The sequence below is a fragment of the Streptomyces sp. NPDC002537 genome (assembly GCF_053594975.1).
In genome coordinates, this window is the sequence record NZ_JBSFWT010000005.1 from 135,070 (window position 1) to 160,558 (window position 25,489).

Sequence of the window (25,489 nt, forward strand, 5' to 3'; positions counted from 1 at the left end):
ATCGTCAGATAATTGCGGGGCGGCTCATCTCCCCTGCTGCTGCCCCCGTGTGGCACGGGTCCGGCGCAGCGCCGCGACCTGGCGGTAGAGCTCGACGGCCTCGGTGGAGCGGCCGAGCTGCTCCAGGCAGTGGGCCTCGTCGTTGCGGCTGGTGAGCGCGTCGGGGTGGTCGGCGCCCAGCACCCGCTGACGGGCCTGGGCGACCTCGCGGTAGCGGGCGAGGGCCTCGGTCCAGCGCCCGAGCCAGCCGAGGGCGACCGCGATCTCCCGGCGGCTCACCAGGGTCTCGGGATGGTCGCCGCCCAGCATCCGCTCGCGGATCGCGCAGACGTCGCGGGCCTCGGCGAGCGCCTCCTCCCAGCGCCCGAGCCGCCCCAGGTTGACGCCCAGGCAGTGCCGGGCGCGCAGGGTGTCGGGGTGTTCCTCGCCCTGTGCCTGGGTGCGCTCGTCCACGAGTTCGCGGAAGAGGTGCAGCGCCTCCGTGCTGCGCCCCAGGCGGCCCAGGCAGATCCCGGCCTCGTAGCGGGCGGCGAGCGTGTCGGGGTGCTCGGCGCCGAGCGTGCGCTGCCGTGCGGCGGCCACCTCGCGGTAGGTGCGCAGCGCTTCGGTCCAGCGGTTCAGCTGGCCGAGGGCGTAGCCGACCTCGTAGCGGGTGACGAGGGTGTCGGGGTGGCTCGCGCCCAGCACCCGGGCGCGGGCGTCCGCGACCTCGCGGGCCATGCGGTACGACTCCTCCGGACGCCCCAGCCGGCCCAGGTTGAAGGCGAGGTTGTGGCGGCAGCGCAGGGTGTCGGGGTGGTCGGGGCCCATGGTGCGCTCCCGGGCGGCGAGCACGGCGGCGTAGACCTCGTGGGCCTCGAAGTGCCTGCCGAGCTGCCCGAGGACGTACGCGGTCTCCTGGCGGGCGGCGAGCGTGTCCGGGTGGTCGGGGCCCAGGACGCGCTCCCGTCCGGCGGCGGCGCGGGCGTACTCGCGCAGCGCGTCGGCCGGGCGGCCCTGCCTGCTGAGGGTGAACGCGGCCTCGTAGCGGCTGGCGAGCGTGTCCGGGTGGTCGGCGCCGAGGACGCGCTCGCGCTCGGCCGCGACGTCGTGGTGCGCCGCGCCGGACTCGGTCCAGCGGCCCAGCCTGCCGAGCCGCAGGGCCTCCTGATGGCGGGTCATGAGGCCGGCGACGAGCTCCGGGGACGGTTCGGGCGCGGTGGCGGCGCCCTCCCCCGCCGCGGCGCTCTCCCCCGCGCCGCCGCCGTCCCCGGCCGCGGGGCCGGTCCACATGCCGGTGAGCGACGCGGCGGGGTCGGGCGGCGGGTCGGGCAGGAGCCCCGGGCCGGTCGCCTTGGAGCCGGTGGTCATGTTCCGCGCCCAGCCGGGCAGCCGGGGTGGTTCGGGCAGCCGCACCGAGGCCCGGAGGGGCCGCGGCCGGAGTTCGGGGAGCGTGCGGGGCCCGGCGCCGGTGTGCCCGGCCAGGGCGAGCTCCAGCAGCCGTTCGTGGAGGACGCCCGCGTCGGGCGGGCGGCTGTCCGGGGCCTTGGCGAGCAGGTCGAGGACGATCCGCTCGAACGCCTCGGGCAGTTCGGGCCGGAGTTCGCGCAGCGGCGTGGGCGGGGTGTCGCGGTGGCCGACGAGGACGGCCCACGCGTCGTCCATGTCGAACGGCGGCACGCCGGTGGCGATCTCGTACAGCACGCAGCCCAGCGAGTAGAGGTCGCTGCGGTGGTCGACCTGCCCGCCACCGATCTGCTCGGGCGACATGTAGTGGGGGGTGCCCATGGCGATGCCGGTACCGGTGAGGCGGGAGGAGAAGCCGATGTCGTGCCCGAGGCGGGCGATGCCGAAGTCGCATATCTTCACGGTGCCGTCGGTTAGCCGCATGATGTTGGCGGGCTTGAGGTCACGGTGCACCACGCCCTGCCGGTGGGTGTGGGCGAGGGCGGCGGCGACCTGTTCGGCGATCCCGATCACCTCCGGCACGGGCAGCGGGTGCTGCTTGTTGTCCTCCAGGAGCTCGCTGAGGTTGCGGCCGTCGAGCAGTTCCATGACCAGGAACAGCACCCCGTCGGACTCGCCGAAGTCATGGATCACGGTGATGCCGCGGTGCTGGAGCCCCGCCGCGACCCGCGCCTCGCGCCGGAACCGCTCGCGCAGCACCCGCAGATACGACGGCTCGTGCTGCGGCCCCATCGGCTTGAGGCACTTGACGGCCACCTGCCGCCCGAGCGATTCGTCCCGGGCCCGCCACACCTCGCCCATGCCGCCCCGCCCGATCCGGTCGAGCAGCAGGTACCGGCCCTGGATCAGCCTGGATTCCGCCATCCCTCGCCGCCGCCCCCGTCGCGTCGCTGTGCCCCTCCCGGCCCGTCCAGTATGGCGGCCCGTCTTTGCAGCCGGGAGGAGGAAGGACGGGTACCGGGCCCCAGCCTGCCCACCGCCCCGAGAATGTGCTTGGGCGGAAGTTGCCACCGCACAGTGGAGGGAATTCCGCGCAGTACGGTACCCGCGAGGCGCAGGTGGCGGGTGACGGCCGGGCCGGGCGGAGCGGGGCGCCCGTAGAGCTCGTGCGCCCAGACGGGGAGCGCCCCGTACGCGAGGTGCGCCACCACGCGCCCCCACAACAGTTCGCGCGCCGGTACCAGCAGGGGGCGCACCGGGGGCCGCCGCAGGAACGCGTCCACTTCCCGGGCCTCGGGGGTGAGGGCCAGGGTGGGCAGCGTCTTCTCGAAGTACGCCGCCATCTCTTCTGTCGTGGCGGGGACGCTGTCGGGGTCGAGGCCCACGAGGCGGGCGGAGACGCGGTGTTCGGCCAGGAACGCGTCGGCCTGGGCGCCGGTGAGCGCGATGCCGGAGCGGCGGACGACCTGGAGGTAGGAGTCGACCTCGGCGCAGTGCACCCACAGCAGCAGCTCCGGGTCGTCGACGCCGTAGCGCTCGCCGGTGTCCGGATCGACGGCCGACAGCCGCCGGTGGATCCCGCGCACGGCCGCGCCCGCGCACTCGGCGGCCTCCGTGGTCCCGTAGATGGTGGTGCCCACGAAGTTCGCGGTCCGCCGCAGCCGGCCCCAGGAGTCCTGTCTGAAGTCTGAATTCTGGGTGACCCCGCGCACCGCCCTCGGGTGCAGCGCCTGGAGCCACAGCGCGCGGACCCCGGCGATCCACATCATCGGGTCGCCGTGCAACTGCCAGGCCACGGAGGAGGGTCCGAAGAGACCGGGGTCGGCTTGCGGCATGGGCACACCTCCGTGGGCCTGGTGGGACTCCTTACGTTACGTGGCGCCCGGGTGGGTCCGTGACCTGGTGTCGCGCCAAATTCCCTCCGGCTCACGCGGGCAGCCGGTACGCGGCGCAGGCGGGCGGCAGCCGCAGGCCGGAGAGGCGCAGTTGGGCGGTGCGGGCGTGGAAGGCGGTGGCGGTCATCAGGTGGCCGGCGACGGCGGTGACCGTACGGCGGGCGGGGTCGGCCAGAGCGCTGCCCGCGGTCCAGGCGTTGAAGGCGCCCATGGCGGGGCCGCACCAGATCTGCCAGTCGCCGCGCCGCTCGTCGTCCCCGGAGACGGCCCAGCGTGAGGCCATGGCGAGATACCAGCGGAAGAGCATCGCCATGCGGTGCCGGGGGTCGCGCTCGGCGCGGCGGAGCCCGTCCGGATCGTGTTCGCCGAGGTAGCCGGCGGTCTCCCGCCACACGTCCGCCAAGGGGCGGCGCAGCAGGCGCCGTTCGAGGTGGCCGAGCTCCGCGGCGGGGATGTCGTCCAGGGCCTCGTGGTCGCGGTAGAGGCGGTACAGGCGGGCGGCGTGGCCGCCGAACATGGTGCCCCGGCCCAGGACCTGCACCTGCACGCCCTGTTCGAACATGTCCGCCGAGGGTGCCATGACGCAGTCGGCGATGCCCGCCTGCGCGAGCAGGGCCTTGACGCCGGGCGAGGTGCCCGCTTCGAGGGTGGCCTGGTTGACGGAGCCGGTGACGATGTAGTCGGCGCCCAGGGCGAAGGCGGCCATCGCGGCCTGGGGGCTGCCGATGCCGCCCGCCGCCCCGACGCCCACGGACCAGGGCCGGCCGCTCTCACGGGTGACGCGGTCGCGCAGCCGCTCGACGACGGGCAGCAGTACGGCGAGGGGGCGGCGGTCCGTGTGCCCGCCGGAGTCGGCCTCCACGGTGATGTCGTCGGCCATCGGGACGTGGCGTGCCAGGTCCGCCTGTTCCGGGGTGATCAGGCCGCGGTCGGCGAGGTCGGCGACGAGCTCCCGGGGCGCCGGGCGCAGGAACGGCTCGGCGGTCTCCGGCCGGGAGACCTTGGCGATCAGCCGGTTCCCGGCCCGCGCGCCGGTGGCCGCGTCGGGGCGCAGCCCGGCCAGGCGGTAGCGCACCAGGTCGGGGGTGAGCCGGACGAAGGCGGACGCCTCGACGCAGCGGACGGCGTACCGCAGGCACAGGTCGACGCAGTGGCGTTCCATGGCGGGTGCCATGGGGCTGTGGATCAGGTTGCAGGCGTACGGGGTGGCCGCGCGCCCCAGTTCGCGCTCCAGGCGTTCCAGGGCGCGGGCGATGCGCGGTGGGGGGAGCCCGGCGGCGCCGAAGGAGGCGAGGTGTCCGGCGCGGGCCAGTGCGATGACGAGTTCCTCGGAGGCGATGCCCCCGGCCATGGAGCCCGCCATGTAGGCGTAGCGGACGCCGTGCCGGGCCCGGAAGGCGGCCGAGCCGAGCCGCTCGGGCGGCAGCGGGCCGACGGAGGCGAGCAGCGTCGCGCCGCTCGCGGGCGGCTGGTGGGTGGCGCCCACGCGTCCCGCGCTGCCGAGGATGTGGCAGGGCCGGTCGAGCGCGGCGAGCGTCGCGTACACTCCGTCCGGGTCGTGGCGCGGGGTCATGACGTCGGCTCCTTCCGGCCGGCCGCCTCGCTGATCTCGACGGCGATGTTGTCGACCCGGTAGATGCGCAGGTCGTCGCGCCAGACGCTGCCGTCGGCGCACAGCGTCAGGCGGTCGCCGTCCCGGCGGACGGCGCGGATGTGGACCTCGCCGCGCACCCGCCGGTGGTGGCGCAGGATCTGGCCGCGGTAGGACCAGCGCAGTTCCTCGCCGGCCGCGACGCGGCAGACGGGGCGGCGCAGGTGGCGGGTGAGGCCGGTGTGCAGGGCGTAGGCGTGGACGGCCTGGTGGAGCATCTGCACCCCGGCGGAACCCGGCATGACGGGGTCGTGGAAGAAGTGGTGGTCGAAGAACCAGTCGTCGGGGCGGACCGGCTTGTCGGTCAGGACGTAGCCCGCGCGGTGCGTGCCGCCGCCGGGGACGACGACGGTGTCCTCCAGCAGGGCCAGGCGGCCGCTGCCCAGGCGTGCGTCGCCCCGCAGGTCGAGGCGCAGGAGGCCGGCCGGTGCGGCGGGCTGCCGGTCCAGCCAGGGTGGTACGTACCGGCCGCCGTCCAGGCCCTTCTGCTGGGCGAGGAGTTCGGCGGTGAGGTAGCCGTGGACGGTCTCGCCGGAGTAGAAGGGCTCGCCGCCGCAGCGGAGTTCGAAGCCGTAGCGGTGCAGGAAGCCGCCCGGCAGGGGCGAGTGCGAGCGGAGGGAGACGTGCTGCTCGATGGTCGTCCCGCGCGGGTCGAGCGGGCGCAGCAGGCGGGCGGAGCCCTCCAGATTGCGGCAGGAGAAGCCCTGGCCGGGGTGCTCGCCCAGGCCGCCGAGCATCCCGCCGAACGCTCCCCCGGCCTGCAACGCGGCTTCCATGAAGGCGAGTTGCGGCATGCTGCCGTGGTTCTCGCGGACGTACCAGGGGTCCTCGGGCACGTCGTACTCGAAGGTGGCCGCGCTGCCCGGTGCGTACTCCCGCCACGTGTCGCACATCTCGACGACGCGGGCCAGCATCAGCAGGTCACCGCGGGGCAGGCGGGGGCGGACGGGCGCGGTGACCCCAGCGGCGGCGACCCGCGGGCTCAGCAGGGCGGAGTCCCCCTCCGCTGCGTGGGCCATGTGCAGTTCGTGGCCGACGGTCCGCGCGCCGCTCGCGGCCTTGCGGCAGCGGCCGCCCTCCCCCGCCACGGACAGGTCGGTGCCCGGTGTCTCGTGGAGCGCGATACCGACATCGCTCAGCCGGGCCACCGGGTGCCCGCCCGAGGTGGCGCGGCAGTCGGCGACCATGTACGGCCGGGGGACCATGCCCACCTGCCGCACCTCGATGTCGAGGAGCAGCTCCGTCCCGGACGGCGCTTCCCCGTCGACGACTTCGGCCCCCTCGGGCAGCGGCACCAGCCGGGCGCCCAGCACGCACAGGTGGAGGCCCTGGTGGAAGGCGTAGGCCCGCAGGGCCTCCCTGACCGCCGAGGCCAGGGCCCCCGGTCCCCGCTCCAGCCGCGCGGCCGCCCGCAGCCGCCCCTGCGCGTGCCGCCCGCCACGGGGGTCGACGACGGTGACGTCCCGCAGCTGCCGGGCCGTCCAGCGGGCGGGGCGTACGGTGTCGGGGAGTCCGCTCTGGTCGAAAGCCGCGCCGAGGACCTCCGCGATGTCCCCGCGGGCCAGGGCGTCGAGGTCGGCCGCGGTCAGGTGGCGGACCGGGGTCCGCGCGAGGGGGCGGGGGTCAGGGGGTGTCACCGGACGTCCGGGCGGCGCGGACGCTTCCGGCGGAACGGCCCGGGAGAGGAGCCGGACGGCGATGGCCCGGTGCGCTTCGAGTACGGAGGCGTGGGCCCGCTGCACCTGTCCGGCGATCCTGGCGGGCGCGGAGGCGAGCGGGCCGGCGGGCGTGGGCCCGGCCAACGGGAGCCCTTCGAAGGAGAGTTCTTCCGCAGCCTCTTCCACCGTCCCGCTCCGCTCAGTCCCGGGCGTCGAAGGGGCCGCGGGCGGCATGGACGACGTCGCCCAGCTCCGCCCAGAGCATCCTCACGCCGCTCCACCTCTGGTGCACCCGCCCGTCCGGCGCGCACGCCGTGATGTCGACGTCCGAGAACACACCGGGCCCCCGCTTCCGGACGTCGGTGCGGACGACGAACGGCGCGTCGTCGGGCAGAGGGGAGAACAGTTCCACGCGCCCGACGGCGACGGGTATCGGCCAGCGGCCGTCCCGGGGGTCGCGGCGCAGGGTGATCAGGGCGCTCTGGAGCAGCAGATCGGCGAGCGCCGGGCTGTGGAGGCGGGCCGCGTACGCGCCGTGCGCGAGTGGCGGGGCGGGCATCTTCGCGACGACGACGAGGCGGTCGTCGTGCTCCTCCAGGACGTTGCGCAGGCCCGCGAGCGTCGGCCCGTGGAACAGCAGCCCTTCCGCATAGCCGGGGTGCGAGGTGTCGTCGAGCGTGTACGGAGGAAGTTCGATCCGGGGTGCCGTCGGCACGGCGGTGCTCCAGCGGACGAGAGCCTCGGCGTGGCAGGTCCGCTCGGGGTCGTCGGCGTACACCGACACCCGGGCCGTGTCGTCCTCTCCGCCCGGCCCCGGCTCCGGGGCGAGGCGCAGCAGTACCCGGTCCGGGTGGCCGGGCGGGAACGCGATGCCGCGGGTGATGCGGAAGTCCCGGCATTCGACGACCGTTTCGGCGCCGCCGAGGGCCCGTTCGACCGTGTGCAGGGCCGTTCCCAGCACTGCCGTCATGGGCAGGACGGGGACCCCGGCGAAGCAGTGGTCGCGCAGCACCGGCTCGTCGGTGTGGCCGGTCAGCGTGCGGCGCGCGGTGGCCCCGGCCCTGGGCAGGCGCACGGACCTCTTCACCATGGGTTCGAGCGGGCCGACGACCGCCGCCCCCGTCGTCCCCCCGGCGCCTCCGCCCATCAGCTCCAGGAGGTGCTCGCACCCGGCCTCGCGGGTCAGCACGGGGACGCCCAGGATCTCGAAGACCTCCCTCATCCGGGCCGCCATGCCGCCCGCCCAGGGGCTCCAGGCGACGGACAGCACCCTGCACCCCGGGTGGGCCGCCCGGAAGGCGCGGCCGAAGCGCACGACCGCCTCGTTGGCGAGGGCGTAGTCGCTCTGCCGGGGGTTGCCCCAGACACCGGCCACGGAGGAGAACAGCACCAAGTGCCGCAGGCGTTCGGCCGGGAGCGCGTCGAGGACGTGGCTCAGGCCGCCCGCCTTGGTGTCCACGACGGGGCCGACGGACTCCGGGGTCATCTCCGCGAGCGGCCGGTCGCCGAGCACGCCCGCGCCGTGCAGCACGCCGGTGATCCGTGCCGCGTAGGGGGTCAGGGCTGTGGCCGTCGCCGCGGCGTCGCGGATGTCCGCGCTCACGTACTCGGCGTCGATGCCCCGCGCGCGCAGTTCCGTCAGGACGGCGTGGACGTTCTGCCGCCGGGGGCCGTTCTCGCCCTGCCCGGTGAGCGGGGTGCGGCCCAGCAGCAGGAAGCCGCACCGGTACCGGTCGGCCAGCGCGGACACGCACCAGGACGTGATGCCGGACGCTCCCCCGGTGACCAACAGCAGGTCTTTCCCGCCGAGTTGGCCGGCCTCCTCCGGTTCGGCCGCGGGCGGGGTCTCGCTCACGTGGGGTGCGCGGCGCCGTGTCGCGTCCCGGCCCACTTCGAGCAGGTCGGTCGCCAGGTCGGCGATCTCCGCGGTGAACGCCTCCGCCACGCGCCGCGGGTCCGTCCCGGGAGCGAAGTCCAGGGCGCGGCAGAACAGCGCGGGCGCCTCCAGCGCGACGGTCTTGACCAGTCCCCCGAGCCCGCCCGCGAAGGCGAGGGCCGGATCGCCGCCCGCCCCTTCGTGGCCGAGCGCCCCGTCCAGCTCGGTCACCGTCACGAACGCCGCCCGGTGACCCTGGGCCGCGGTCTCCGACAGGACGGGGCAGAGGTGCTTGGCGACCATGACCGCGTGCTTGAGCCGCTCGATCACCTCGTCCGCGCCGGAGCAGGAGGAGCGGCCGACGGACAGCACGCACAGATCCGGGCGGCCGTCCCGGGACAACAGCTTCTCCAGGCCCGCCGTCAGCGCGGCTTCGCTCCGGTCGGCCAGCGGCACCGGACCGTCCGGCTCTTCCCGAACCGTCGCGCCGGTGGCGGGCAGGCGCAGGTGGCTGGTGCGCCAGCCTTCCGCGCGCAGTGCCGCGTCCAGCGTGCCGGACAGTTCGTCACCGGCGTCCACCAGGAGGGCGTGCGGCCGCGGCGGATAGATGCCGGCGCACACGTCGGGGTGGGGCAGTTCCCTCAGCGTGACGAAGCCGCGGCCGGTCCGCAGCTTCCTGTACGCCCGAGGCAGCGCCCATGAGGCGCCGAGGATCTCGTGGAACATCCCGGACAGCTCGCGCACCGTCCGTGCCTCCACCAGGCGGTACATGTCGGCCCGGTCGAGTCCCGGGAAGCGGCGCCACATCTCCGCGCCGATCTCCACGCGCTTGAGCGAGTCGATGCCCAGGTCCTCCTGGATGAGCATGTCCGGCTCGATCATGTCGATGTGGTAGCCGGTCTTCTCCGCCGCCACTTCCAGGAGCACGTGCTGGAGTTCGTCGAGGTCGACGTCGGGAGCGCCGGGGCCGCGGTCGCCGACGCCGGGCGGCTCGCGGTCCCCGGTGGCCGCGGTTCCGGCGGACCACAGCTCGGCGAGCGCGGACCGCTCCTCCGGAACGTCCTCCTCCGGCGGCACCGCGACGGGGGGACGGGCATCCGCCGCCGGTCCGGCGACCCCCGTGGGCAGGCGCAGCAGTTCGGTGACGACCTCGCCCGCCTTGGTGTGCGCCTCGCCGAGGGCGAGGCTGTGCTCGGTGACCGCGGTGACCATCCGGGCCAGTTCGGGGTCCACCGCCGCGCCGCCGTCGTGCCGCTGGAGGAGCCCGGCGAGCTGCTGGGCCACGTGCAGTTGCCCGTCCAGATAGCGGGTGTGCGCGGCCAGATGCCCGGCCGCGGCCGCGGCCAGCGGATCGGCCTCCGCGGTACGGGCCGTGGGCAGCGGTACGCCGGGGGCCGGTGACTCCGCCGTCAACGGCCGTACGGTGGCGGCCCTGTCGGCGAGCAGTGCCTCGAACGCCGGGCGGCGGGCCAGCGTCGCGAAGTGCGGGCCCTCCAGCGTGCGGGCCGCCTTCGACGGGGCGGGCCGTCCGGGAGGCGGTGGGGCGTCGTGGCGGTTGATGCCGGTCAGCGGCAGCCCCAGGACGGCCAGGCGCACCGCGGCCAGCTTCAGTGCCGCGCAACTGTCGCCGCCGGGACAGGCGTCACAGGCGACCGTCTCCACGCCGCGGTCCCCCAGCGTGCGTTCCACGAGCCGGGTGAGCGTGCTTCCGGGGCCGAACTCCACGAAGACGCGCACCCCGTCCGCGTACATCTCCTCCAGCCGGGCGGCGAAGTCGACGGGGTTGCGCAGCTGGCCGACGAGGGTGCGGCGGTTGCCCTCCGGGTCCGCTCCGTAGGCGGCTCCGGGGGTGTTCGCGTGGACGGTGAGGGCCGGGGCCGCGAAGGATGCCTGCGCGCAGGCCCGCGCGAACTCCTCCACCGCGTGCGCGACATGGGCGGTGTGGAAGGCGGCCTCGACGGGGAGCCGCCGCGCGGTGGCACCGCTGTGCCGGACGAACTCCTCCACGGCGGGGGCCGGGCCGCCGACGACGTGCTCGTCCGGGGCGTTGCGGTTGCAGAGCGTCAGCTCCGGGTGGGCGGCCAGCAGGTGCGGCAGCGTCTCCTGCGGCGCGCGCACGACGGCCATCGCGCCCGCGTCACGGCCCGGTACGAGGCGCATCGCCTGTCCCCGGGCGTGGGCCAGGGCGGTGAAGGCCCCGTCGTCCAGCACACCGGCCGCCCACAGGGCGGTCAGTTCGCCGAAGCTGTGCCCGAGGGCCTCGCGGGGGGCGAAGCCCAGTTCCCGCAGGAAGGCGTACTGGCCCCGGGAGAGCGCGCCGATCGCCGGCTGGGCGTAGGCGGTACGGCGCAGGCGTCCGCCGTCGTCCCCCGCGGCGGGAGGCGGGAAGACGGCGCGGGCGAGGCTGTCCGGGCCGGGGAAGAGGGCGTTGGCGGCGTCGAACGCGGCCCGGACGGCGGGGACGGCCAGCGCGGCGTGCCGGCCCATGTCCGTGTACTGGCCGCCCTGGCCGGAGAAGAGTGCCCCCGCCGCGGCGTCGGGAGGCAGCGCGCGGCGGCGGAAGTGGATGCCCCGGGCGTGCGCCCAGCCGTCCTCGTCCGGTGTCCGGCGGAGCCGCTCGACCGCCGCGGCGAGCAGTTCCCCGTGCTCTTCCTCGCCGTCGGCGACGAAGCCCAGGCGCGCGTGGCCGGCCGGGACGGGCCCCTCGTCGGGTGCCGCGCCCTCCTCCAGGCGCCGCCTCAGCTCCTCGGTGGTCGCGGCGTGCCACAGGACGGCGCGCGGGGTGCGGTGCAGCGCGTGCTCCGGCGGGGCCGTGCCGGGCGGGGCCTCCTCCAGGACCGCGTGGTAGTTCACCCCGCCGAACCCGAAGGCCGATACGCCCGCCCTGCGCGTCGGCCGGGAGGAGCTCCTGAGCCAGGGGCGCGCCACGGTGTTCAGGTAGAAGGCGCTGTCCTCCCGGGCGGCCTGTGCGCTCGGCACGGCCACGTTGATGGTGGGGGGCAGGACGCGGTGGTGGAGGGCCAGGGCCGCCTTGATCAGCCCGGCGGCACCCGCCGCCGCCTTGGTGTGGCCGATCTGCGACTTGATGCTGCCGAGGGCGGCGAAGCGGTGCTCGTCGGCCCCCGCCATGAGCCGGTCGAGCGCGGACAGTTCGACGGCGTCGCCCGCGGCGGTGCCGGTGCCGTGGGCCTCGACGAGCCCGACGGACGGCGGCGGGCAGTCGGCGTCGTGGTAGGCGCGCCGGAGCGCCGTCAACTGGCCTTCCCCGCAGGGTGCGTAGATGCTCTGCCCCTGACCGTCGCTCGAACTGCCGAGCCCGCGCAGCACCGCGTAGACGCGGTCGCCGTCCCGCTCCGCGTCGTCGAGGCGCTTGAGGGCCAGCATCCCGATGCCCTCCCCCACCAGCGTGCCGTCGGCTGCTTCGTCGAACGGGCGGACCCGTCCCGTCAGGGACAGGGCGGGTGTCTTGCTGAAGCAGAGGAAGGACACGACCGAGTTGTCGGCGTCGGCCCCGCCCGTGATCATCACGTCGGCGCGGCGGGCCAGGAGTTCGTCGACGGCGCCGCGCACGGCGGCGAGGGAACTGGCGCATGCCGCGTCCACGGTGTGGTTCGCCGCCCGGAGGTCGAGCCGGTTGGCGACGCGCCCGGAGACGACGTTGCCGAGGACGCCGGGGAAGGAGTCCTCCGTCCACGGCGGCAGCCCCGACAGATGTGCCCGGACGATCTGCTCGACGCGCTCCCGCGGCACTCCGTGGGCGAGCATCGTCCGCGCCATCTCACGGGCGGTGACGCGGGCGGCGAGCGGCAGGAGCGTGGAGTTGGTGCCGCACACGCCGAGCACCACGCCGGTCCGGGCCGGGTCGTGCCAGTCCGTCCGGCCCCGGCTCGCGTCGGCCAGCACGTCCTTGGCGACGCGGAGGCCGAGGAGCTGGACCAGCCCCGTGGAGTCGAGGGTCTTCGGCGGCATGCCGAACTCGACGGGGTCGAACAGCTCGGGCGTCAGGAAGCCGCCGCGCCTGCAGTACGTCTTGTCCTCGGCGAAGGGGTCGGGCTCGTGGTGGAGCCCGGTGTCCCACCAGCCTCCGGGCACGTCCTCGGTGCAGTCACGGCCCGCCACGATGTTGTCCCAGAACGCCCGCAGATCGGGCGCCTTGGGGAACAGGGCCGCCAGCCCGACGATCGCGACGGGGTCCCGGGCCAGCCGGCGGTCGACAGCAGCACGGTCTCGCATGGGCGGCCCCCATCGTCCGAGCATCGTCCGAGCACAAGGGCGGCGCGTGACGCGCACGTTTCAGGCTCCTCCGTCGCGCCTCGAACACGGCATCACCTACACGGGTGATTCGGCCGGGTCCGGGCGAGATCGCGATCCCCGCGTGGGCAGAGCTCCGCCGTGAGCCCTCAGCCGCCCCTCTCCGCCGAGCAGGCCCGCCGCCTGCCGGACTACCCTTTCCAGGGGCGGTGGTTCAGCCACGGCGCGTGGCACCAGCACTTCCTGGACGAGGGGCGGGGCAGCCCCGTCCTGATGGTGCACGGCAGCCCGACGTGGAGCTATATGTGGCGCCGCCTCGTCCTCGGGCTGCGCGGGCGGTACCGCTGCGTCGTCCCCGACCTGCGCGGGATGGGGCTGTCGGACCGGGCGCGCGACCCGGACGGGGAGCTGCTCGCCGAGAGCCGCGCGAAGGACCTGGGCCGCCTCGTGGACCACCTCACAGCCGAACACGGCGCGCCGCGGCGCGGCTGGACCCTGGTCGTGCACGACTGGGGCGGGCCCATCGGCATGTGGTGGGCCCATCTCAACCCGGGTGTGGTGGACCGCCTCGTCGTGCTCAACACCGCCGCGTTCCCCATGCCGCCGGGGTACCGGCTGCCGTGGGCGGCGCGGGCGCTGCGGCGGGGGCCGGTGGGCCGGATCGCGCACGCGTCCAACGCGGTGGCGCTGCTGGCCCTGCGGCAGGGCCCGCGGCGCCCGCTGCCGCGGCCCGTCCACGAGGCCTATCTGGCCCCCTACCGGCGGCAGCGGGACCGGCCCGCGCTCGTACGGTTCGCGCGGGACATCCCGCTGAGCCCGGCCGACCCGGGGTGGCCGCACGCCCAGCGGCTCGGCGAGGCCCTGGTCACCTTCACCCAGCTGCCCGTGTTCGTGGGCTGGGGCATGCGCGACCCCCTCTACGACGACCTGGTCCTCGCGGAGTGGACCCGGCGCCTGCCCCAGGCGGAGCTCCACCTCTACCCGTACGCCGGGCACTACGTCCTGGAGGACATGGCGTGGCAACTGGTCGAGGACATCCGGGACTTCCTCGTCCTCACCGACCACGGCCGGGCGGTCGGCTGAGGCGCGTACGGAGCGGGCGCTCCGGGAGCTACGCGCTCTTCTCCTGGTTCTTCTCCTTGATCCGCACGGCTTCCTTGCGGACCTCGGCCTGGGTGGCGCGCTCCTTCTGCAGCCACTCGGGAGCTTCCTTCTTCAGCTCCTCGATCTGCTCCGTGGTGAGGGCCTCGGTGACTCCTCCGCGGGCGAGGCCCGAGATGGAGACGCCCAGCTTGGCCGCGACCACCGGACGGGGGTGCGGGCCGTTGCGCCGCAGCTCCTGCAGCCACTGGGGCGGGTCGGCCTGCAGCGCGTTCAGTTCGTCGCGTGTGACCACACCCTCCCGGAACTCCGAGGGTGTGGCTTCGAGGTACACACCCAACTTCTTCGCCGCGGTCGCGGGCTTCATGGTCTGGGTGCTCTGGTGCGACGTCATGGGGTCAAGGATATCGATCGTGTGCGCTACCTCCGACCACGCCCGGTAACCTGGGCGAGTGACAGGCGCGGAAGTACCCCATTCGTTCCGGCTCGCGTATGTACCGGGCGTGACACCCGCCAAGTGGGTGCGGATCTGGCACGAGCGGCTGCCCGGCGTCCCGCTGGACCTCGTCGCGGTGTCCGCCGCCGAGGCGCCCGGTGTGCTGCGCGAGCGCGGCGCCGACGCGGGTTTCGTACGGCTGCCGATCGACCGGACGGACCTCAGCGCGATCCCCCTCTACACCGAGACCACGGTGGTCGTGATCCCCAAGGACCACGTCATGGCCGCGGTCGACGAGGTGTCCGCCGGGGACCTGGCCGACGAGGTCGTGTTCCACCCCCTGGACGACACCCTCGGCTGGGAGCGGCCGCCGGGGAAGCCCGCGATCGAGCGCCCCGCCACGACCGCGGACGCGATCGAGCTGGTGGCGGCGGGGGTCGGCCTGCTGGCCGTCCCGCAGTCGCTGGCCCGCCTGCACCACCGCAAGGACCTCACCTACCGGCCGCTCACGGACGTGCCCCAGTCGCAGGTGGCGCTGTCCTGGCCCGAGGACGCGACCACCGACATGGTGGAGGACTTCATCGGGATCGTCCGGGGCCGGACGGTCAACAGCTCACGCGGCCGCCGCCCCGAAACCGCCCCGGCCCAGCCGAAGGCCAAGCGCCCGGAGACAGGCGCGAAGCGGAAGCCCACGGCGGGCAGGACGTCCGGCAAGACGGCAGCCAAGGGCTCCCGCACCGGCGGCACCCCCAAGAGCGGCACGAAGCGCGGCGCCAAGAGCGGCAAACCCCGCCGCCGCTCGTAGCCCGGTGGTGGGCCCGCGGAGGGGTCCGCTCAGCGCCGTACCCTCGGCATGCCCAGGCCGATCCAGGAGATGATCTCCCGCTGGATCTCGTTGTTGCCGCCGCCGAAGGTGAAGATGACCGCACTGCGGTAGCCGCGTTCGAGGTCGCCGTGGAGGGCCGCGCCGGTCGAGCCCTCCTTGAGGGGGCCGGCCGCGGCCAGTACCTCCATGAGCCAGGCGTATGCGTCGCGGCGGGTCTCGGAGCCGTAGACCTTGACGGCCGAGGCGTCCTGGGGGGTGAGGGTGCCGCGCTGCAGGGCGTCGACCATCTGCCAGTTCAGCAGCCTCATCGCGTCGAGCCGCAGGTGGGCGCGGGCCAGGCGGGTGCGTACCCAGCCGAGGTCGATGACGCGGCGGCCGTCGGGCAGGCGGGTGTCCGCCGCCCAGCGCCGCACGTCGCGCAGGGCGCCGATGGCGGTGGTGCCGTGGGCGGCCAGGGTGACGCGCTCGTGGTTGAGCTGGGTGGTGATCAGCCGCCAGCCCTTGTTCTCCTCGCCGACCCGGTTGCGCACGGGGACGCGGACGTCGTCGTAGTAGCCGGCGGTGGTGCCGTGGGAGGCGAGCGTGTCGATGGGCGTGTACGAGTAGCCGGGGGCGGTGGTCGGCACGAGGAGGATGCTGATGCCGCGGTGCGGCGGGACGCCCTCCTCGACGGGCGCGGTGCGCACGGCGAGCCAGATCCAGTCGGCGGTGTCGCCGTTGGTGGTCCAGATCTTCCGCCCGTTGACGACGTAGTCGTCGCCGTCGCGCACCGCGCGGGTCTTCAGCGAGGCGAGGTCCGTGCCCGCGTCGGGCTCGCTGTAGCCGATGGCGAAGTCGATCTCCCCGGAGAGGATGCGGGGCAGGAAGTACGCCTTCTGCCCGGGGGTGCCGTACTGCATGATCGTCGGGCCGACGGTGTTGAGCGCCATGAGCGGCAGCGGCACCCCGGCCTGGGCGGCCTCGTCGAAGAAGATGAACTGCTCCACGGGGGTCATGCCGCCGCCCCCGTACTCCGTCGGCCACCCCACGCCCAGGCGGCCGTCGGCGCCGAGGCGGCGGATGGTGTCGCGGTAGAAGCGCTTCTGCCGGACGGGGTCGGTGTGGCGGGCGTAGGCGTTGTCCGGGACCAGATCGGCGAAGTAGTCCCGCAGTTCGGCGCGCAGTCGCCGCTGTGCCGGGGTCTGTTCGAGGTCCACGGGCCCTCCCGGGTCTCGCCGTCGCTGCCGGTGACGGCGCACACAGTAGAACCCGTTACAGGAATTCGGAAGGCAGGGCCGCGCGGAAACGACGGAAACGACAGCGGGCCGGCCGCCCGGAGGCGACCGGCCCGCTGTGTGTGCGGTGCGGGGGCGGGGTCAGCGCCGCGCGCCGTGCTTGCGGTGGCGCCCGCCCGTGGCCGCCGGGCCGGCCGCGCGGCGGCGCGCGCCCGGTACCGCGCCGTGGGCGTGGTGGCCGTGCGCCGCGTCCTGCTCCGCCAGCTCGTGGGAGAGGCCGTAGCGCTCCATCAGGGGCAGCCGGTGCAGCCGGGGCAGCAGCCAGGCGTGCCAGACGCCGGTCACGAAGAGGATCGCGGAACCGGCGATCAGCACCGAGCCGAAGGTGTCCGTCGGGTAGTGGGCACCGACGTACATCCGGGAGAAGGCCACGAGCAGCACGGCGAGGACGCCGCAGACCGCGACCGTCTTCCGGTGGCGGCTCTCACGGAAGAGGAAGTACGCGGCGACCGCCGCCGCGACGGTGAAGGCGGTGTGGCCGCTGGGGAAGCTGTTGGAGCCGATCTCGGGGTCGAGCATGAACTCCCGGGGCGGCCGGGGGCGGGCCACGACGGCCTTCGCGACCTGGGTGCTGTTCCAGCCGATCGCGACGACGAGGAACGTGGCCACCGCGCGCATCGGCCGCCGCCGGAAGAAGAGCAGCCAGCCGCTCCAGACCGCGAGGATCACGACTCCGGCCACGGGCGAGGCGAGATAGCTGACCCCCTCCATCACATGGTTCAGCCAACCGGTGCGGAGGTTCGTCTGAATCGTGCGGTCCAGCTTCAGGTCGTGCGGCTGGATCAGATGGGTGTGCGCGGCGACCAGTCCCAGCGTGATCGCGAGCGCGAACAGCAGGATGGAGTTGCGCAACCAGTGGCGCACGTACGGCATGGGTGGGGCGTCCTTTGTATCGGTAGGGCGGTACCGGCACGGCAGTACACGGGCAGGTGACGAGTACGTGCCGCGCGGGGTCCTCGGCACGGCTGTACGGCAAAGCTACACGTGACGCTCACCCGGGGAATCGCCGATACGGAGCGTTGCCGTACGCATACGGAAACGGAAACCCCGGCTGCCGCGCCCGGAGCTGCCGAAGGAGATCGTCGACGCCCTCGTGCGCTGCGGGCTCGGCCGGGAGCAGGCGCTGCGGGCCCAGCGGACGATCCACCGGACGGCGGCGCCGCCGGTGCCACACGGCCGGGCAGGTCGTCGCGACCGTACCGCGCCCGCGCGGGGGACAGGAGTCGCGGGCCGGTTACCCCCAGGGGGTGGAGCACATCCTCGACGGCGTCCTCCCCGGCCGCCCGCCGGTGGCCTGATCCCGACCCCGCCCGTCAACCCCGCTCAACCCGCGGGGTGTTGACGGAGTCCTGCCTCCCGTACACGCCAACCGGAGTGGAGAGGCTGCACCGCATGAAGGTACGTACGGTACGAAGAGCACTGGTCGGCGCGCTGGTCACCGCCACGGCGACCGCGACGGTCCTCACCTCGTCCGCCTCGGCGCACGATCCGCACGCCGCCGTGCAGAGCGCCATGGAGGCACAGGTGCGGAGCGGGGTGCCCGGGGTGCTGGGGCAGACCGAGAACGGGAGCGAGGTCTGGCAGGGGGCCGCCGGGGTCGCGGACCGCACGACGCACCGGCAGCGGAAGGCGCAGGACCGCTTCCGGGTCGGCAGCATCACCAAGGCGTTCACCTCCGTCGTCCTCCTCCAGCAGGAGGCGGAGGGCAGGCTCCGGCTCGACGACAAGGTCGACCACTGGCTGCCGGGCGTGGTGCGGGGCAACGGCCACGACGGGCGCGACATCACCGTCCGCCAGTTGCTCAACCACACCAGCGGGATCTTCAACTACACCGAGGACCCGGCCGTGGGCAGGGCGCTGACCACCGACTTCTACCGGCACCGGTTCGACACGAAGACCCCGCGACAGCTGGTCGACATCGCGATGTCCCACGCGCCGAAGTTCCGGCCGGGCACGGACTGGAGCTACTCCAACACCAACTACGTGCTCGCCGGGATGATCGTGGAGAAGGTCTCCGGGCACCCGTACGCCACCGAGATGGAGCGCCGCGTCCTCAAGCCGCTGGGCATGCGGGCGACCACCCTCCCGGGCACCTCCCCGTGGCTGCCGTCGCCGCACGGGCGCGCGTACAGCACGCTGCGGGACCCCGCGCCGGACGCGAGGATCCACGACGTCACCGACTTCAACCCGTCGTGGGCGGGCGCCGCGGGCGAGATGGTCTCCACCGTGGGCGACCTCAACCGCTTCTATCGCGGACTGCTCGGCGGAAAGCTCCTCCCGGAGCCGCAGCAGCGGGAGTTGCTCACCACCGTGCCAGCGGGCAAGGAGATGTCCGGGGCCTCCTACGGCCTCGGCGTCGCCAGGTTGAAGCTGTCGTGCGGGGTGGACATCTGGGCGCACGACGGCGGCGTCCCCGGTTCGCTGTCGGTGGTCTCCGCCACCGCGGACGGCAGGCACACCGCCGCGTTCAACTTCAACGGCGACTGGGCGGGCGACTTCGGCGACCCGCTGGAGGCGGAGTACTGCGGCAAGGCGCCCGGTACGGCGCCGTCGCACGCGGCGGCCCTGGCCGCGATGCGCTGACCCGCTGACCCGCTGACGCGAAGAGGCTCCTGCCGGATGTCCGGCAGGAGCCTCGTTTCCGTCCCGGGCCGGGTCAGCCCTGGCAGACGCCGCGCTCGTAGTCGAACGTGGCGGTCGCCTTCGAGTACTGCCACTGCGGGGCGAGCAGCTTCTGGTTCAGCTGCTTGGCCGCGTCGGGGCTCTCGACGACGTAGCCGAAGTCCTGGAGCCAGGCGGGGTAGAGGTTCTTGGAGCCGATGTAGAAGGCGGAGTCGTCCACGGAGACCAGCTTGTGGTGCTGCGCGTACGGCTTGCCGTCGGCCCACTTGGCACTGTCGGAGCTACGGGCGGTCGCGAGCTGGAGGTTGCTGCACATCGCGGCCTTGGCACCCTGCTGGCCGCCGGTGATCAGGGCCAGGCGGTTGCGCAGCACGTCGCTGATCTCGGACAGCGACTTGATCTGCGAGTAGCCGCCGCTGCCGACCGCGCCGCGGTTGGCGGGGTCGCTGACGACGATGCGGACCTTCACCCCGGCGGCCATCTTCGCGGCGAGGGCGTCGTAGACGCGGACGTCGTAGCGGGGCAGGGGCGGGCAGGTGGCGTTGAGGTCCTGCTGGGAGATCTCGACGTGGCTCCTGGCACTGCCGATCAGCGCCCGCAGGGCGCTCTCCTCGGGGTTGACCGTGTCGTAGTCGCGGTCGGCGTTGGTCTTGTCGGGCAGGCCGACCACGCACTTGGTGTCGGAGGAGCTCGGCAGGTCCGGGCCGAACGCCGAGGAGGCGTCCTTGTCCTTGATGCCGACGCCGAGACCGCCGACGGCGATCACGGGCACGTTCCCCGTGGCGGGCACCGCCTTGGGGTTGGCGTCCTTCTGCAGCGTCGGCATGCAGTCGGCGCCGTTGGAGGAGGCGAACCAGACGCTCGCGATGTTGCTCTTGTTCTGGCACGTCCAGGACCAGAGCTGGTCCAGGTAGCGGCCCGCGGAACCGGCGGCGGGGCCGGTGAGCGCGAGGTCGACGTCCGACACCGGGTGGGCCGTGTCGACGTAGTCGTCCTTCCAGCCGTTGATGCCGCCGGTGATGGCCGACTGGCCGTCGACGACCAGGAGCTTGGAGTGGTTCCACGAGAACGCGGTCTTCGACGTGGTCATCGACGCGACGTTCAGCGTGATGTTGCCCGCGGCCTTGCCGAGCTTGTCGTTGAGCTCGTCGCGGTACTTCGAGGGCACCACGTTCATGTGGTAGATCGGCGCGGCCCCGACGAGGATGCGGACCTTCAGCTTGTTGCCCGCCTCGGCGGAGGACTTGAGGCCGGCGACGATCGCGTCCTGGAACGCGCCGTTGGGGAACGGCGCCAGGCTGGATATGTCGACCGTGCGCGTCGCCTTGGAGATGTTCTCGGTCATCTTCGCGAGCAGCCGCTTGGTGCCGGGGCGTTCGGCGCACTTGTCGTCGCCCCAGCAGCCGGGGGTCTGGAGCAGCCAGTCGGTCGGGTCGGCGGCGGAGGCGTCGAGCTTGTTGCCGCTGGTCCGCTCCCACACGTCGCCCTCGAGCCCCGGGGAGACCTGACGGAGCGTCTGTTCCACGGCGTCGAGGTGCGGGGTGCTCGAACTGTCGGCGAGGGCCGGGGTGGCGGGCAGCACGGCGAGCGCCAGGGCTGTGGTGGCCACGGAGCCGGCGAGGCGGCGGTTCAATCGGCGGGAGCGAGCCATTTCGCATCCTTCACGAGGGGTGGGTTTCGCTGACGGGGACGGGTGCCTCTTCAAGATCAGCTCTCTGAAGCTACCAGGTCGGACGGGGTGCCCGGTCATACCGGCGAAGGGGGCGCAACCCCCTGCGGGGGTGTCCGGAAATCGTGCCCCGGTCTCTTGACTTCCGTCCTTCGGCCGCACTCCCGACCCCCGGTAACCCTCAGCTCTCTCCGGGGTGTTCGTACATCTCTCGTATGACACGGCGTTCGACGACCGGTCTCCGGATGTACGGCACACGGGCTTCCGGATGGATTCCCGCGCCCCGGAGGGCACCTAGCGTTTTCGATCAGCGGCGGTGACCGCCGTCGATCTACCCCCGAAGTGAGGCAACCATGTACGGCAAGGCATTCGCACCCGAATACCGGGGTTCCCTGGGCGACCTCTCGGTGAACGCCTCGCTCGAAGAGGTGCTGGCGAAGGCCCTGGAGCAACGTCGTGAGGCCGAACTGGCGGGCACGGCACTGGAGTCGGCGCACGCGGGGCTGGCCGTCGCCGAGGCGTACCGGCGGCTGGGCCGGACCGCGGAGGCGGAGGCGGCGTGGAAGGCCAGCTACCGGTCGGCGCGGGCGGCCGGGGACCAGGGGGCCATGGCGTGGGCGGTGTGGAGCGGCGGCACCCTGGCCCGGCAGCGGGGCGCCCTCGCGCTGGCCCGGCGGTGGCTGTCCCTGGCCGCCGAACTCGCGGAGCGGGGCGGGGACATCGTGGCCCGCGGCTACTCCCTCGCCGGGCTCGCGGAGACGGGCCGCATCCAGGGCGACTACCAGGCCGTGGCGGAACTGCACGAGAAGCTGCTGGCGGAGGCCCGGCGGCGCGGCGAGGCGCGGCACACGGTGTGGGCGCTGGAGGGCATCGCGCAGATGCACCGCAACACCGGCTCGTACGACACCGCCCTGGCCATGTTCGAGGAGGCCGCCGGGGTAGCGGGCGGGGCGGACGACGCCCGTGGCCGCGCCTGGGCGCTGCGGGGCATAGCGGACGTGCTGTCGCTGCGGGGCGACACCGGGCGGGCGCTGGCGCTGCTGTCCGAGGCGGAGGCCGCCTGTGAGCGGATGCGGCTGGTCGGCGCGCTGGCGTACAACCACAAGATGCGCGGCAACGTCCTTTTCCGGGCGGGCCGTTACGGTGAGGCGGAGGCGTGCTACAGCGGCGCTCTGGAGGAGTTCCGGGCCATGGGCGAGCCGCGGGGCGAGGCACTCGCCCGGCTGGGGTGGGTCAAGGCCCGTGCCCGGCTGGGCCGCGACCGCGCCGAGACCGCCGCCGACCTCGACGCGCTGCACCGCACGCTCGACGGGATCGGGCTGCACCACGCCCGGGACATGGTCGACAAGGCCCGTGCCGAACTGGGCGTCCTGGCCGTCTGCTGACGCGCCGTTCCGCCACGCCGCCGCACCCGACCCGGTCCATTACAGGAGTTTCGATGACCACGCACGCCGGATTCCGGACGACCGCGCCCAGCGCCCTCGCGCGCAGCCGGGCCCTGGTCGAACCCGCGCTCAGAGCCGCCGTGGGAAGTCTGCATCCCGAACCGCGCCGGATGGCGTCGTTCTCCTTCGGCTGGTGCGAGGCCGACGGCACGCCGTGCGCCGGTTCCGGCGGCAAGGGGGTGCGGCAGGCCCTCGCCGTCCTCGCGACGGAGGCGGTGGGCGCGCCCGGCGGGTTCGCGGTGCCCGCGGCCGTCGCCGTCGAGCTGATCCACGTCTTCTCGCTCGTCCACGACGACATCATGGACGGCGACGAGCGGCGGCGGCACCGGGACACCGCGTGGAAGGCGTTCGGCACCGGCCCGGCGGTCCTGGCGGGCGACGCGCTGTTCGCGCTCGGGGTCCGCACACTGGCCGCGGCGGGTGGCGGGCACGTCGGCCCGGCCGTGGGCCTGCTCGCCGAGGCGCTGGGCGATCTGGTCCACGGCCAGGCCGACGACCTGCTCTTCGAGACACGGCCGTGGACGGGCCCGGAGGCGGTGGGCCTGCCCGAGTACCGGGCGATGGCGGCCCGCAAGACGGGGTCGCTGCTGGCGTGCGCGACGGCCCTGGGCCCGGTCCTCGCGGGGGCGTCCCCGGGCGAGGTGGGGGCGCTGTCGGAGGCCGGGCGGCTGCTGGGGCCGGCCTTCCAGGCGGTCGACGACCTGCTCGGCGTCTGGGGCGACCCGCTGACGACGGGCAAGCCGGTCCACAGCGATCTGCGCCGCCGGAAGAAGACGCTGCCCGTGCTCGCCGCCCTGGCCTCGGGCGGCGCGGCGGCCGACCGGCTGGCGGGGCTGCTCGGCGCTCCGGGGCCGCTGTCCGCCGCCGACGCGGAGCGCGCGGCCGCGCTCGTGGAGGCCGCGGGCGGGCGGGAGTTCGCGCTGGCGGAGGCCCGCCGCCACGTGGCCGCCGCGCGCGAGCGCTTCGCCGCGGTCGCGGTCGTGGAGAGCGCGGCGGATGAATTCGCCGCGCTCTCCACGTACTTGCTGGACCGTCAGGTGTGACCGCTAGCGCCGGTCCGTCCCGGCCGGGGGCGGCACGGGCAGCGGCTTTCCCGCGCAGGTGATGTCGTGCGCGGGCAGCGTTCCGTCGAGGAGGTAGCCGTCGACCGCGTGGTCCACGCAGGCGTTGCCGTTCTGGTACTGGACGTGGTCACCGCTGTCGACGGTGACGAGCCGGGAGCCGCGCAGCGCCTTGTGCGCCCGCAGGGCGCCCTCGTAGTGCGTGGCCGGGTCGCGCAGGCCGTTGACCATCAGGACCGGCGGGAGGCCCTTGCCCGTGACCTTGACGCGCGGGGCGTCGATTTTCGGCCAGTCGGCGCAGACCGCGGTGTAGGTGAGCTCGCGGGCCCCGGCCAGCGGGTAGGCCACGGCGTCCTTGGCCGCGTGCCGTGCCCAGGCGTCGGTGTCGCGGTTCCAGGGGGTGTCGCTGCACGTCACCGAGAAGAACTCGGCGAAGAAGTCGGCGCTGGAGGACTGTCCGTAGGCCTTGTCGACGACGGCCCGCTCGGCGGGGGTGGCCCGGTCCCAGTGGTCGAGGGTGGCGAGGGTGGCCGCGAAGCCGGGGAAGTTGTCCCCTTCGTAGACCGTGCCGATCGCGGCGCTGTCGAGCCGGTTGGGGTCGAGGAGGACCTTGCCGCCGGCGATGGGCAGGGGGTGTTCCCGGAGGGTGCCGCGGAGCTTCTCCCACTTCGCGCGGGCCTCGGCGGCGGTGCGGCCGAAGTGGTAGACGTCGTCGTTCTTGGCGAGCCAGGGCAGGAAGTCCTGGTCGAAGCGGCGCTGGAAGCTGAGCGGCTGGCCCTTCTCGTGCTCCTCCCAGGTGCCGGAGAAGTCTATGTTGCTGTCCAGTACGGCGCGTTCGACGCGCTGCGGGAACTCCGTCGCGTAGTAGGCGCCGACCACCGTGGCGTAGGAGCCCCCGTAGTAGGAGATCTTCTTCTCGCCGAGCAGGGCGCGGTAGAGGTCCATGTCGCGCACGGTCTGGTCGGTGGTGATGTAGTTCATGAGGTCGCCGCTGCGGGCGCGGCAGCTGTCCACGAACTTGCGGGCGTTGTCGAGTTCGCGGCGGACGGCGGCGGGCGAGCGGTCGCGGGAGTCGCCGTCCCAGTAGCTCCCGAACTCCTCGTCGGTCTCGCACCGCACCCGCGAGCTCTGCCCGACGCCGCGCTGGTCGAAGCTGACCACGTCGTAGGCCGCGCCGATCGCGGGCGACTTCCCGGCGAGGGTCGCGGGGCGCTGGAGCCCCTTGCCGCCCGGACCGCCCGCGGCCATCATCAGCACGCCGCGCCGTCGCGCCGGGTCGCTCGCGGGCTGCCGGGACACGGCGATGGTGAGGTCCTCGCCGGTGCCGACGTGATGCCAGTCGCGCGGGACCTTCATCTCGGCGCACTCCAGCGAGGCGCCCGGCGCGCAGGGCCGCCAGGAGAGCTTCTGCGCGGCGTACCGCTCCGGCACGGGCCGGTCCCGCGCGACCGCGGTGGCCGTCGGGAGCACCGCGGCCGCGATCGCCGTGGCCACCGCTCCGGTGACGGCGGAGCGGGTCCACCGCGACTTCCTGAACTCGAACATCGTTCCTCCTGGGGCGTTTTCCCTACGCCCTTGATGTTCCTGTGCGGGGGAGGCGGCGGTCGATCCCGCTGGTATCCGTTCCGGGGGTGGCACCAGCTATACCCTTAAGGGTCCTCCAAGGGTCCTCGGGGTCAGTCCCAGGGGTTGGCGCGCTGGTCGTCGATGGCGGTCCACAGGCGGGTGTTGGCGGGCAGGGTGCCGTAGGCCCAGAAGGTCCAGCCGCCGGTCGCGTTGAGGTCCGGGCCGTAGTGACCGTCGTGGAACTCGGCCATCCGCCAGCCCGCGCCGAAGTCGGCCTGGCAGACGCTGTCCGCGGCGTTCCTGCTGTTGAGGCGCGACCCACGTACGGGTCTGCTGGCGGCCACGGTGCCCTGTGCCCAGCCGTCGTAGAAGCCGGGGGTGATGCCGTCGGGGACGGGGCTGCCGTCGACCTTGAGGCAGAGCACCGGGAGCACGGCGCTCGCCGGGGTGTCGCCCTGGTAGGGGTTGCTGCCACTGCCGCCCGGACCGCCGACGTGCACGGTGCCGTCGGGGCCGTCGCCCAGCTTGGCCCAGGTCAGCCCGGGGTGGGTGGCGGGGGCCGCGGCGTGCGCGGCGGGGACGGACAGGAGCGCGGTCGCGGCCAGAGCGGCCGCACCGGCCAGCGAAGCGAGCTTGACGGAGCGCATGGCGGATCCTCACGGGGTGGTGGGGTGGATGTCCGGCGCCGTTCACAGGTGTCAGGGCGAGCAGTCTGTACGACCTTCACCACTCCCCCACAGCCGAGAACCGGACATCCATCACTCCGGGCGCA

Annotated in this window: 16 protein-coding genes; 5 read left to right on the forward strand and 11 right to left on the reverse strand. The window is 74.0% G+C overall.

Annotation, left to right across the window (positions count from 1 at the left end; genetic code table 11):
- Positions 1–24 precede the first annotated feature (24 nt).
- From ACWD4A_RS04150 to ACWD4A_RS04170, 5 genes are all read right to left on the reverse strand, one after another.
- Complete coding sequence (locus ACWD4A_RS04150) at positions 25–2,310, reverse strand: tetratricopeptide repeat protein (RefSeq protein WP_451189254.1); 2,286 nt, start codon at positions 2,308–2,310, stop codon at positions 25–27.
- Complete coding sequence (locus ACWD4A_RS04155) at positions 2,292–3,221, reverse strand: oxygenase MpaB family protein (RefSeq protein ID WP_451189257.1); 930 nt, start codon at positions 3,219–3,221, stop codon at positions 2,292–2,294. Before ACWD4A_RS04155 ends, ACWD4A_RS04150 begins: the two co-directional genes overlap by 19 nt.
- A 91-nt stretch (positions 3,222–3,312) precedes the next feature.
- Complete coding sequence (locus ACWD4A_RS04160) at positions 3,313–4,854, reverse strand: PfaD family polyunsaturated fatty acid/polyketide biosynthesis protein (protein WP_451189260.1); 1,542 nt, start codon at positions 4,852–4,854, stop codon at positions 3,313–3,315.
- The gene (locus ACWD4A_RS04165) at positions 4,851–6,776 is read right to left on the reverse strand and encodes a 3-hydroxyacyl-ACP dehydratase (protein WP_451189263.1); all 1,926 of its coding nucleotides are present in this window, start codon (positions 6,774–6,776) and stop codon (positions 4,851–4,853) included. Before ACWD4A_RS04165 ends, ACWD4A_RS04160 begins: the two co-directional genes overlap by 4 nt.
- Positions 6,777–6,789: 13 nt before the next feature.
- A complete protein-coding gene (locus tag ACWD4A_RS04170; RefSeq protein ID WP_451189266.1) occupies positions 6,790–12,699 on the reverse strand; it encodes an SDR family NAD(P)-dependent oxidoreductase in 5,910 nt (1,969 codons plus the stop codon).
- 159 nt (positions 12,700–12,858) lie between these two features.
- Between ACWD4A_RS04170 and ACWD4A_RS04175 the strand changes: the two genes are divergently transcribed.
- Positions 12,859–13,800, forward strand: coding sequence for an alpha/beta fold hydrolase (locus ACWD4A_RS04175; RefSeq protein ID WP_451189270.1), 942 nt, complete (start codon positions 12,859–12,861; stop codon positions 13,798–13,800).
- A gap of 28 nt (positions 13,801–13,828) precedes the next feature.
- On the opposite strand, the gene ACWD4A_RS04180 is transcribed toward ACWD4A_RS04175, so the two are convergent.
- Positions 13,829–14,212 (reverse strand): DUF5997 family protein, encoded by a 384-nt coding sequence (locus ACWD4A_RS04180; protein WP_451189273.1) that lies wholly within the window; start codon positions 14,210–14,212, stop codon positions 13,829–13,831.
- Positions 14,213–14,270: 58 nt separating this feature from the next.
- Between ACWD4A_RS04180 and ACWD4A_RS04185 the strand changes: the two genes are divergently transcribed.
- On the forward strand, positions 14,271–15,059 hold the full coding sequence (locus ACWD4A_RS04185) for a LysR family substrate-binding domain-containing protein (protein WP_451189276.1): 789 nt from the start codon (positions 14,271–14,273) through the stop codon (positions 15,057–15,059).
- A gap of 29 nt (positions 15,060–15,088) precedes the next feature.
- Here the strand turns inward: ACWD4A_RS04185 and ACWD4A_RS04190 are convergent, their stop codons facing one another.
- Positions 15,089–16,276 carry an acyl-CoA dehydrogenase family protein gene (locus ACWD4A_RS04190; RefSeq protein ID WP_451189278.1) on the reverse strand — a complete coding sequence of 396 codons (1,188 nt, stop codon included), beginning with the start codon at positions 16,274–16,276 and terminating at the stop codon, positions 15,089–15,091.
- A gap of 159 nt (positions 16,277–16,435) precedes the next feature.
- Positions 16,436–17,227, reverse strand: a complete 792-nt coding sequence (locus tag ACWD4A_RS04195) for a phosphatase PAP2 family protein (protein WP_451189281.1) — start codon at positions 17,225–17,227, stop codon at positions 16,436–16,438.
- A gap of 519 nt (positions 17,228–17,746) precedes the next feature.
- Between ACWD4A_RS04195 and ACWD4A_RS04200 the strand changes: the two genes are divergently transcribed.
- On the forward strand, positions 17,747–18,937 hold the full coding sequence (locus tag ACWD4A_RS04200) for a serine hydrolase domain-containing protein (RefSeq protein WP_451189283.1): 1,191 nt from the start codon (positions 17,747–17,749) through the stop codon (positions 18,935–18,937).
- 73 nt (positions 18,938–19,010) lie between these two features.
- On the opposite strand, the gene ACWD4A_RS04205 is transcribed toward ACWD4A_RS04200, so the two are convergent.
- The gene (locus tag ACWD4A_RS04205) at positions 19,011–20,627 is read right to left on the reverse strand and encodes a phospholipase D-like domain-containing protein (RefSeq protein WP_451189285.1); all 1,617 of its coding nucleotides are present in this window, start codon (positions 20,625–20,627) and stop codon (positions 19,011–19,013) included.
- Positions 20,628–20,998: 371 nt separating this feature from the next.
- On the opposite strand from ACWD4A_RS04205, the gene ACWD4A_RS04210 reads away from it, so the two are divergent.
- Both ACWD4A_RS04210 and ACWD4A_RS04215 read left to right on the forward strand, forming a co-directional pair.
- Positions 20,999–22,030, forward strand: coding sequence for a tetratricopeptide repeat protein (locus ACWD4A_RS04210; protein WP_451189287.1), 1,032 nt, complete (start codon positions 20,999–21,001; stop codon positions 22,028–22,030).
- Positions 22,031–22,083: 53 nt separating this feature from the next.
- On the forward strand, positions 22,084–23,133 hold the full coding sequence (locus ACWD4A_RS04215) for a polyprenyl synthetase family protein (protein WP_451189289.1): 1,050 nt from the start codon (positions 22,084–22,086) through the stop codon (positions 23,131–23,133).
- Positions 23,134–23,136: 3 nt separating this feature from the next.
- On the opposite strand, the gene ACWD4A_RS04220 is transcribed toward ACWD4A_RS04215, so the two are convergent.
- Together ACWD4A_RS04220 and ACWD4A_RS04225 are read right to left on the reverse strand one after the other, a co-directional pair.
- The gene (locus tag ACWD4A_RS04220) at positions 23,137–24,696 is read right to left on the reverse strand and encodes an alpha/beta hydrolase (RefSeq protein ID WP_451189291.1); all 1,560 of its coding nucleotides are present in this window, start codon (positions 24,694–24,696) and stop codon (positions 23,137–23,139) included.
- Positions 24,697–24,827: 131 nt separating this feature from the next.
- On the reverse strand, positions 24,828–25,364 hold the full coding sequence (locus ACWD4A_RS04225; protein ID WP_451189293.1) for a hypothetical protein: 537 nt from the start codon (positions 25,362–25,364) through the stop codon (positions 24,828–24,830).
- Between the last annotated feature and the right edge of the window lie 125 nt (positions 25,365–25,489).

Excerpts from the sequence above, each read along its gene's own strand:
- ACWD4A_RS04150 (WP_451189254.1), bottom strand. The coding sequence starts at position 2,310 with ATGGCGGAATCCAGGCTGATCCAGGGCCGGTACCTGCTGCTCGACCGG.
- ACWD4A_RS04155 (WP_451189257.1), bottom strand. The coding sequence starts at position 3,221 with ATGCCGCAAGCCGACCCCGGTCTCTTCGGACCCTCCTCCGTGGCCTGG.
- ACWD4A_RS04160 (WP_451189260.1), bottom strand. The coding sequence starts at position 4,854 with ATGACCCCGCGCCACGACCCGGACGGAGTGTACGCGACGCTCGCCGCG.
- ACWD4A_RS04170 (WP_451189266.1), bottom strand. The coding sequence starts at position 12,699 with ATGCGAGACCGTGCTGCTGTCGACCGCCGGCTGGCCCGGGACCCCGTC.
- ACWD4A_RS04180 (WP_451189273.1), bottom strand. The coding sequence starts at position 14,212 with ATGACGTCGCACCAGAGCACCCAGACCATGAAGCCCGCGACCGCGGCG.
- ACWD4A_RS04195 (WP_451189281.1), bottom strand. The coding sequence starts at position 17,227 with ATGCCGTACGTGCGCCACTGGTTGCGCAACTCCATCCTGCTGTTCGCG.
- ACWD4A_RS04200 (WP_451189283.1), top strand. The coding sequence starts at position 17,747 with ATGAAGGTACGTACGGTACGAAGAGCACTGGTCGGCGCGCTGGTCACC.
- ACWD4A_RS04205 (WP_451189285.1), bottom strand. The coding sequence starts at position 20,627 with ATGGCTCGCTCCCGCCGATTGAACCGCCGCCTCGCCGGCTCCGTGGCC.
- ACWD4A_RS04210 (WP_451189287.1), top strand. The coding sequence starts at position 20,999 with ATGTACGGCAAGGCATTCGCACCCGAATACCGGGGTTCCCTGGGCGAC.
- ACWD4A_RS04215 (WP_451189289.1), top strand. The coding sequence starts at position 22,084 with ATGACCACGCACGCCGGATTCCGGACGACCGCGCCCAGCGCCCTCGCG.
- ACWD4A_RS04220 (WP_451189291.1), bottom strand. The coding sequence starts at position 24,696 with ATGTTCGAGTTCAGGAAGTCGCGGTGGACCCGCTCCGCCGTCACCGGA.
- ACWD4A_RS04225 (WP_451189293.1), bottom strand. The coding sequence starts at position 25,364 with ATGCGCTCCGTCAAGCTCGCTTCGCTGGCCGGTGCGGCCGCTCTGGCC.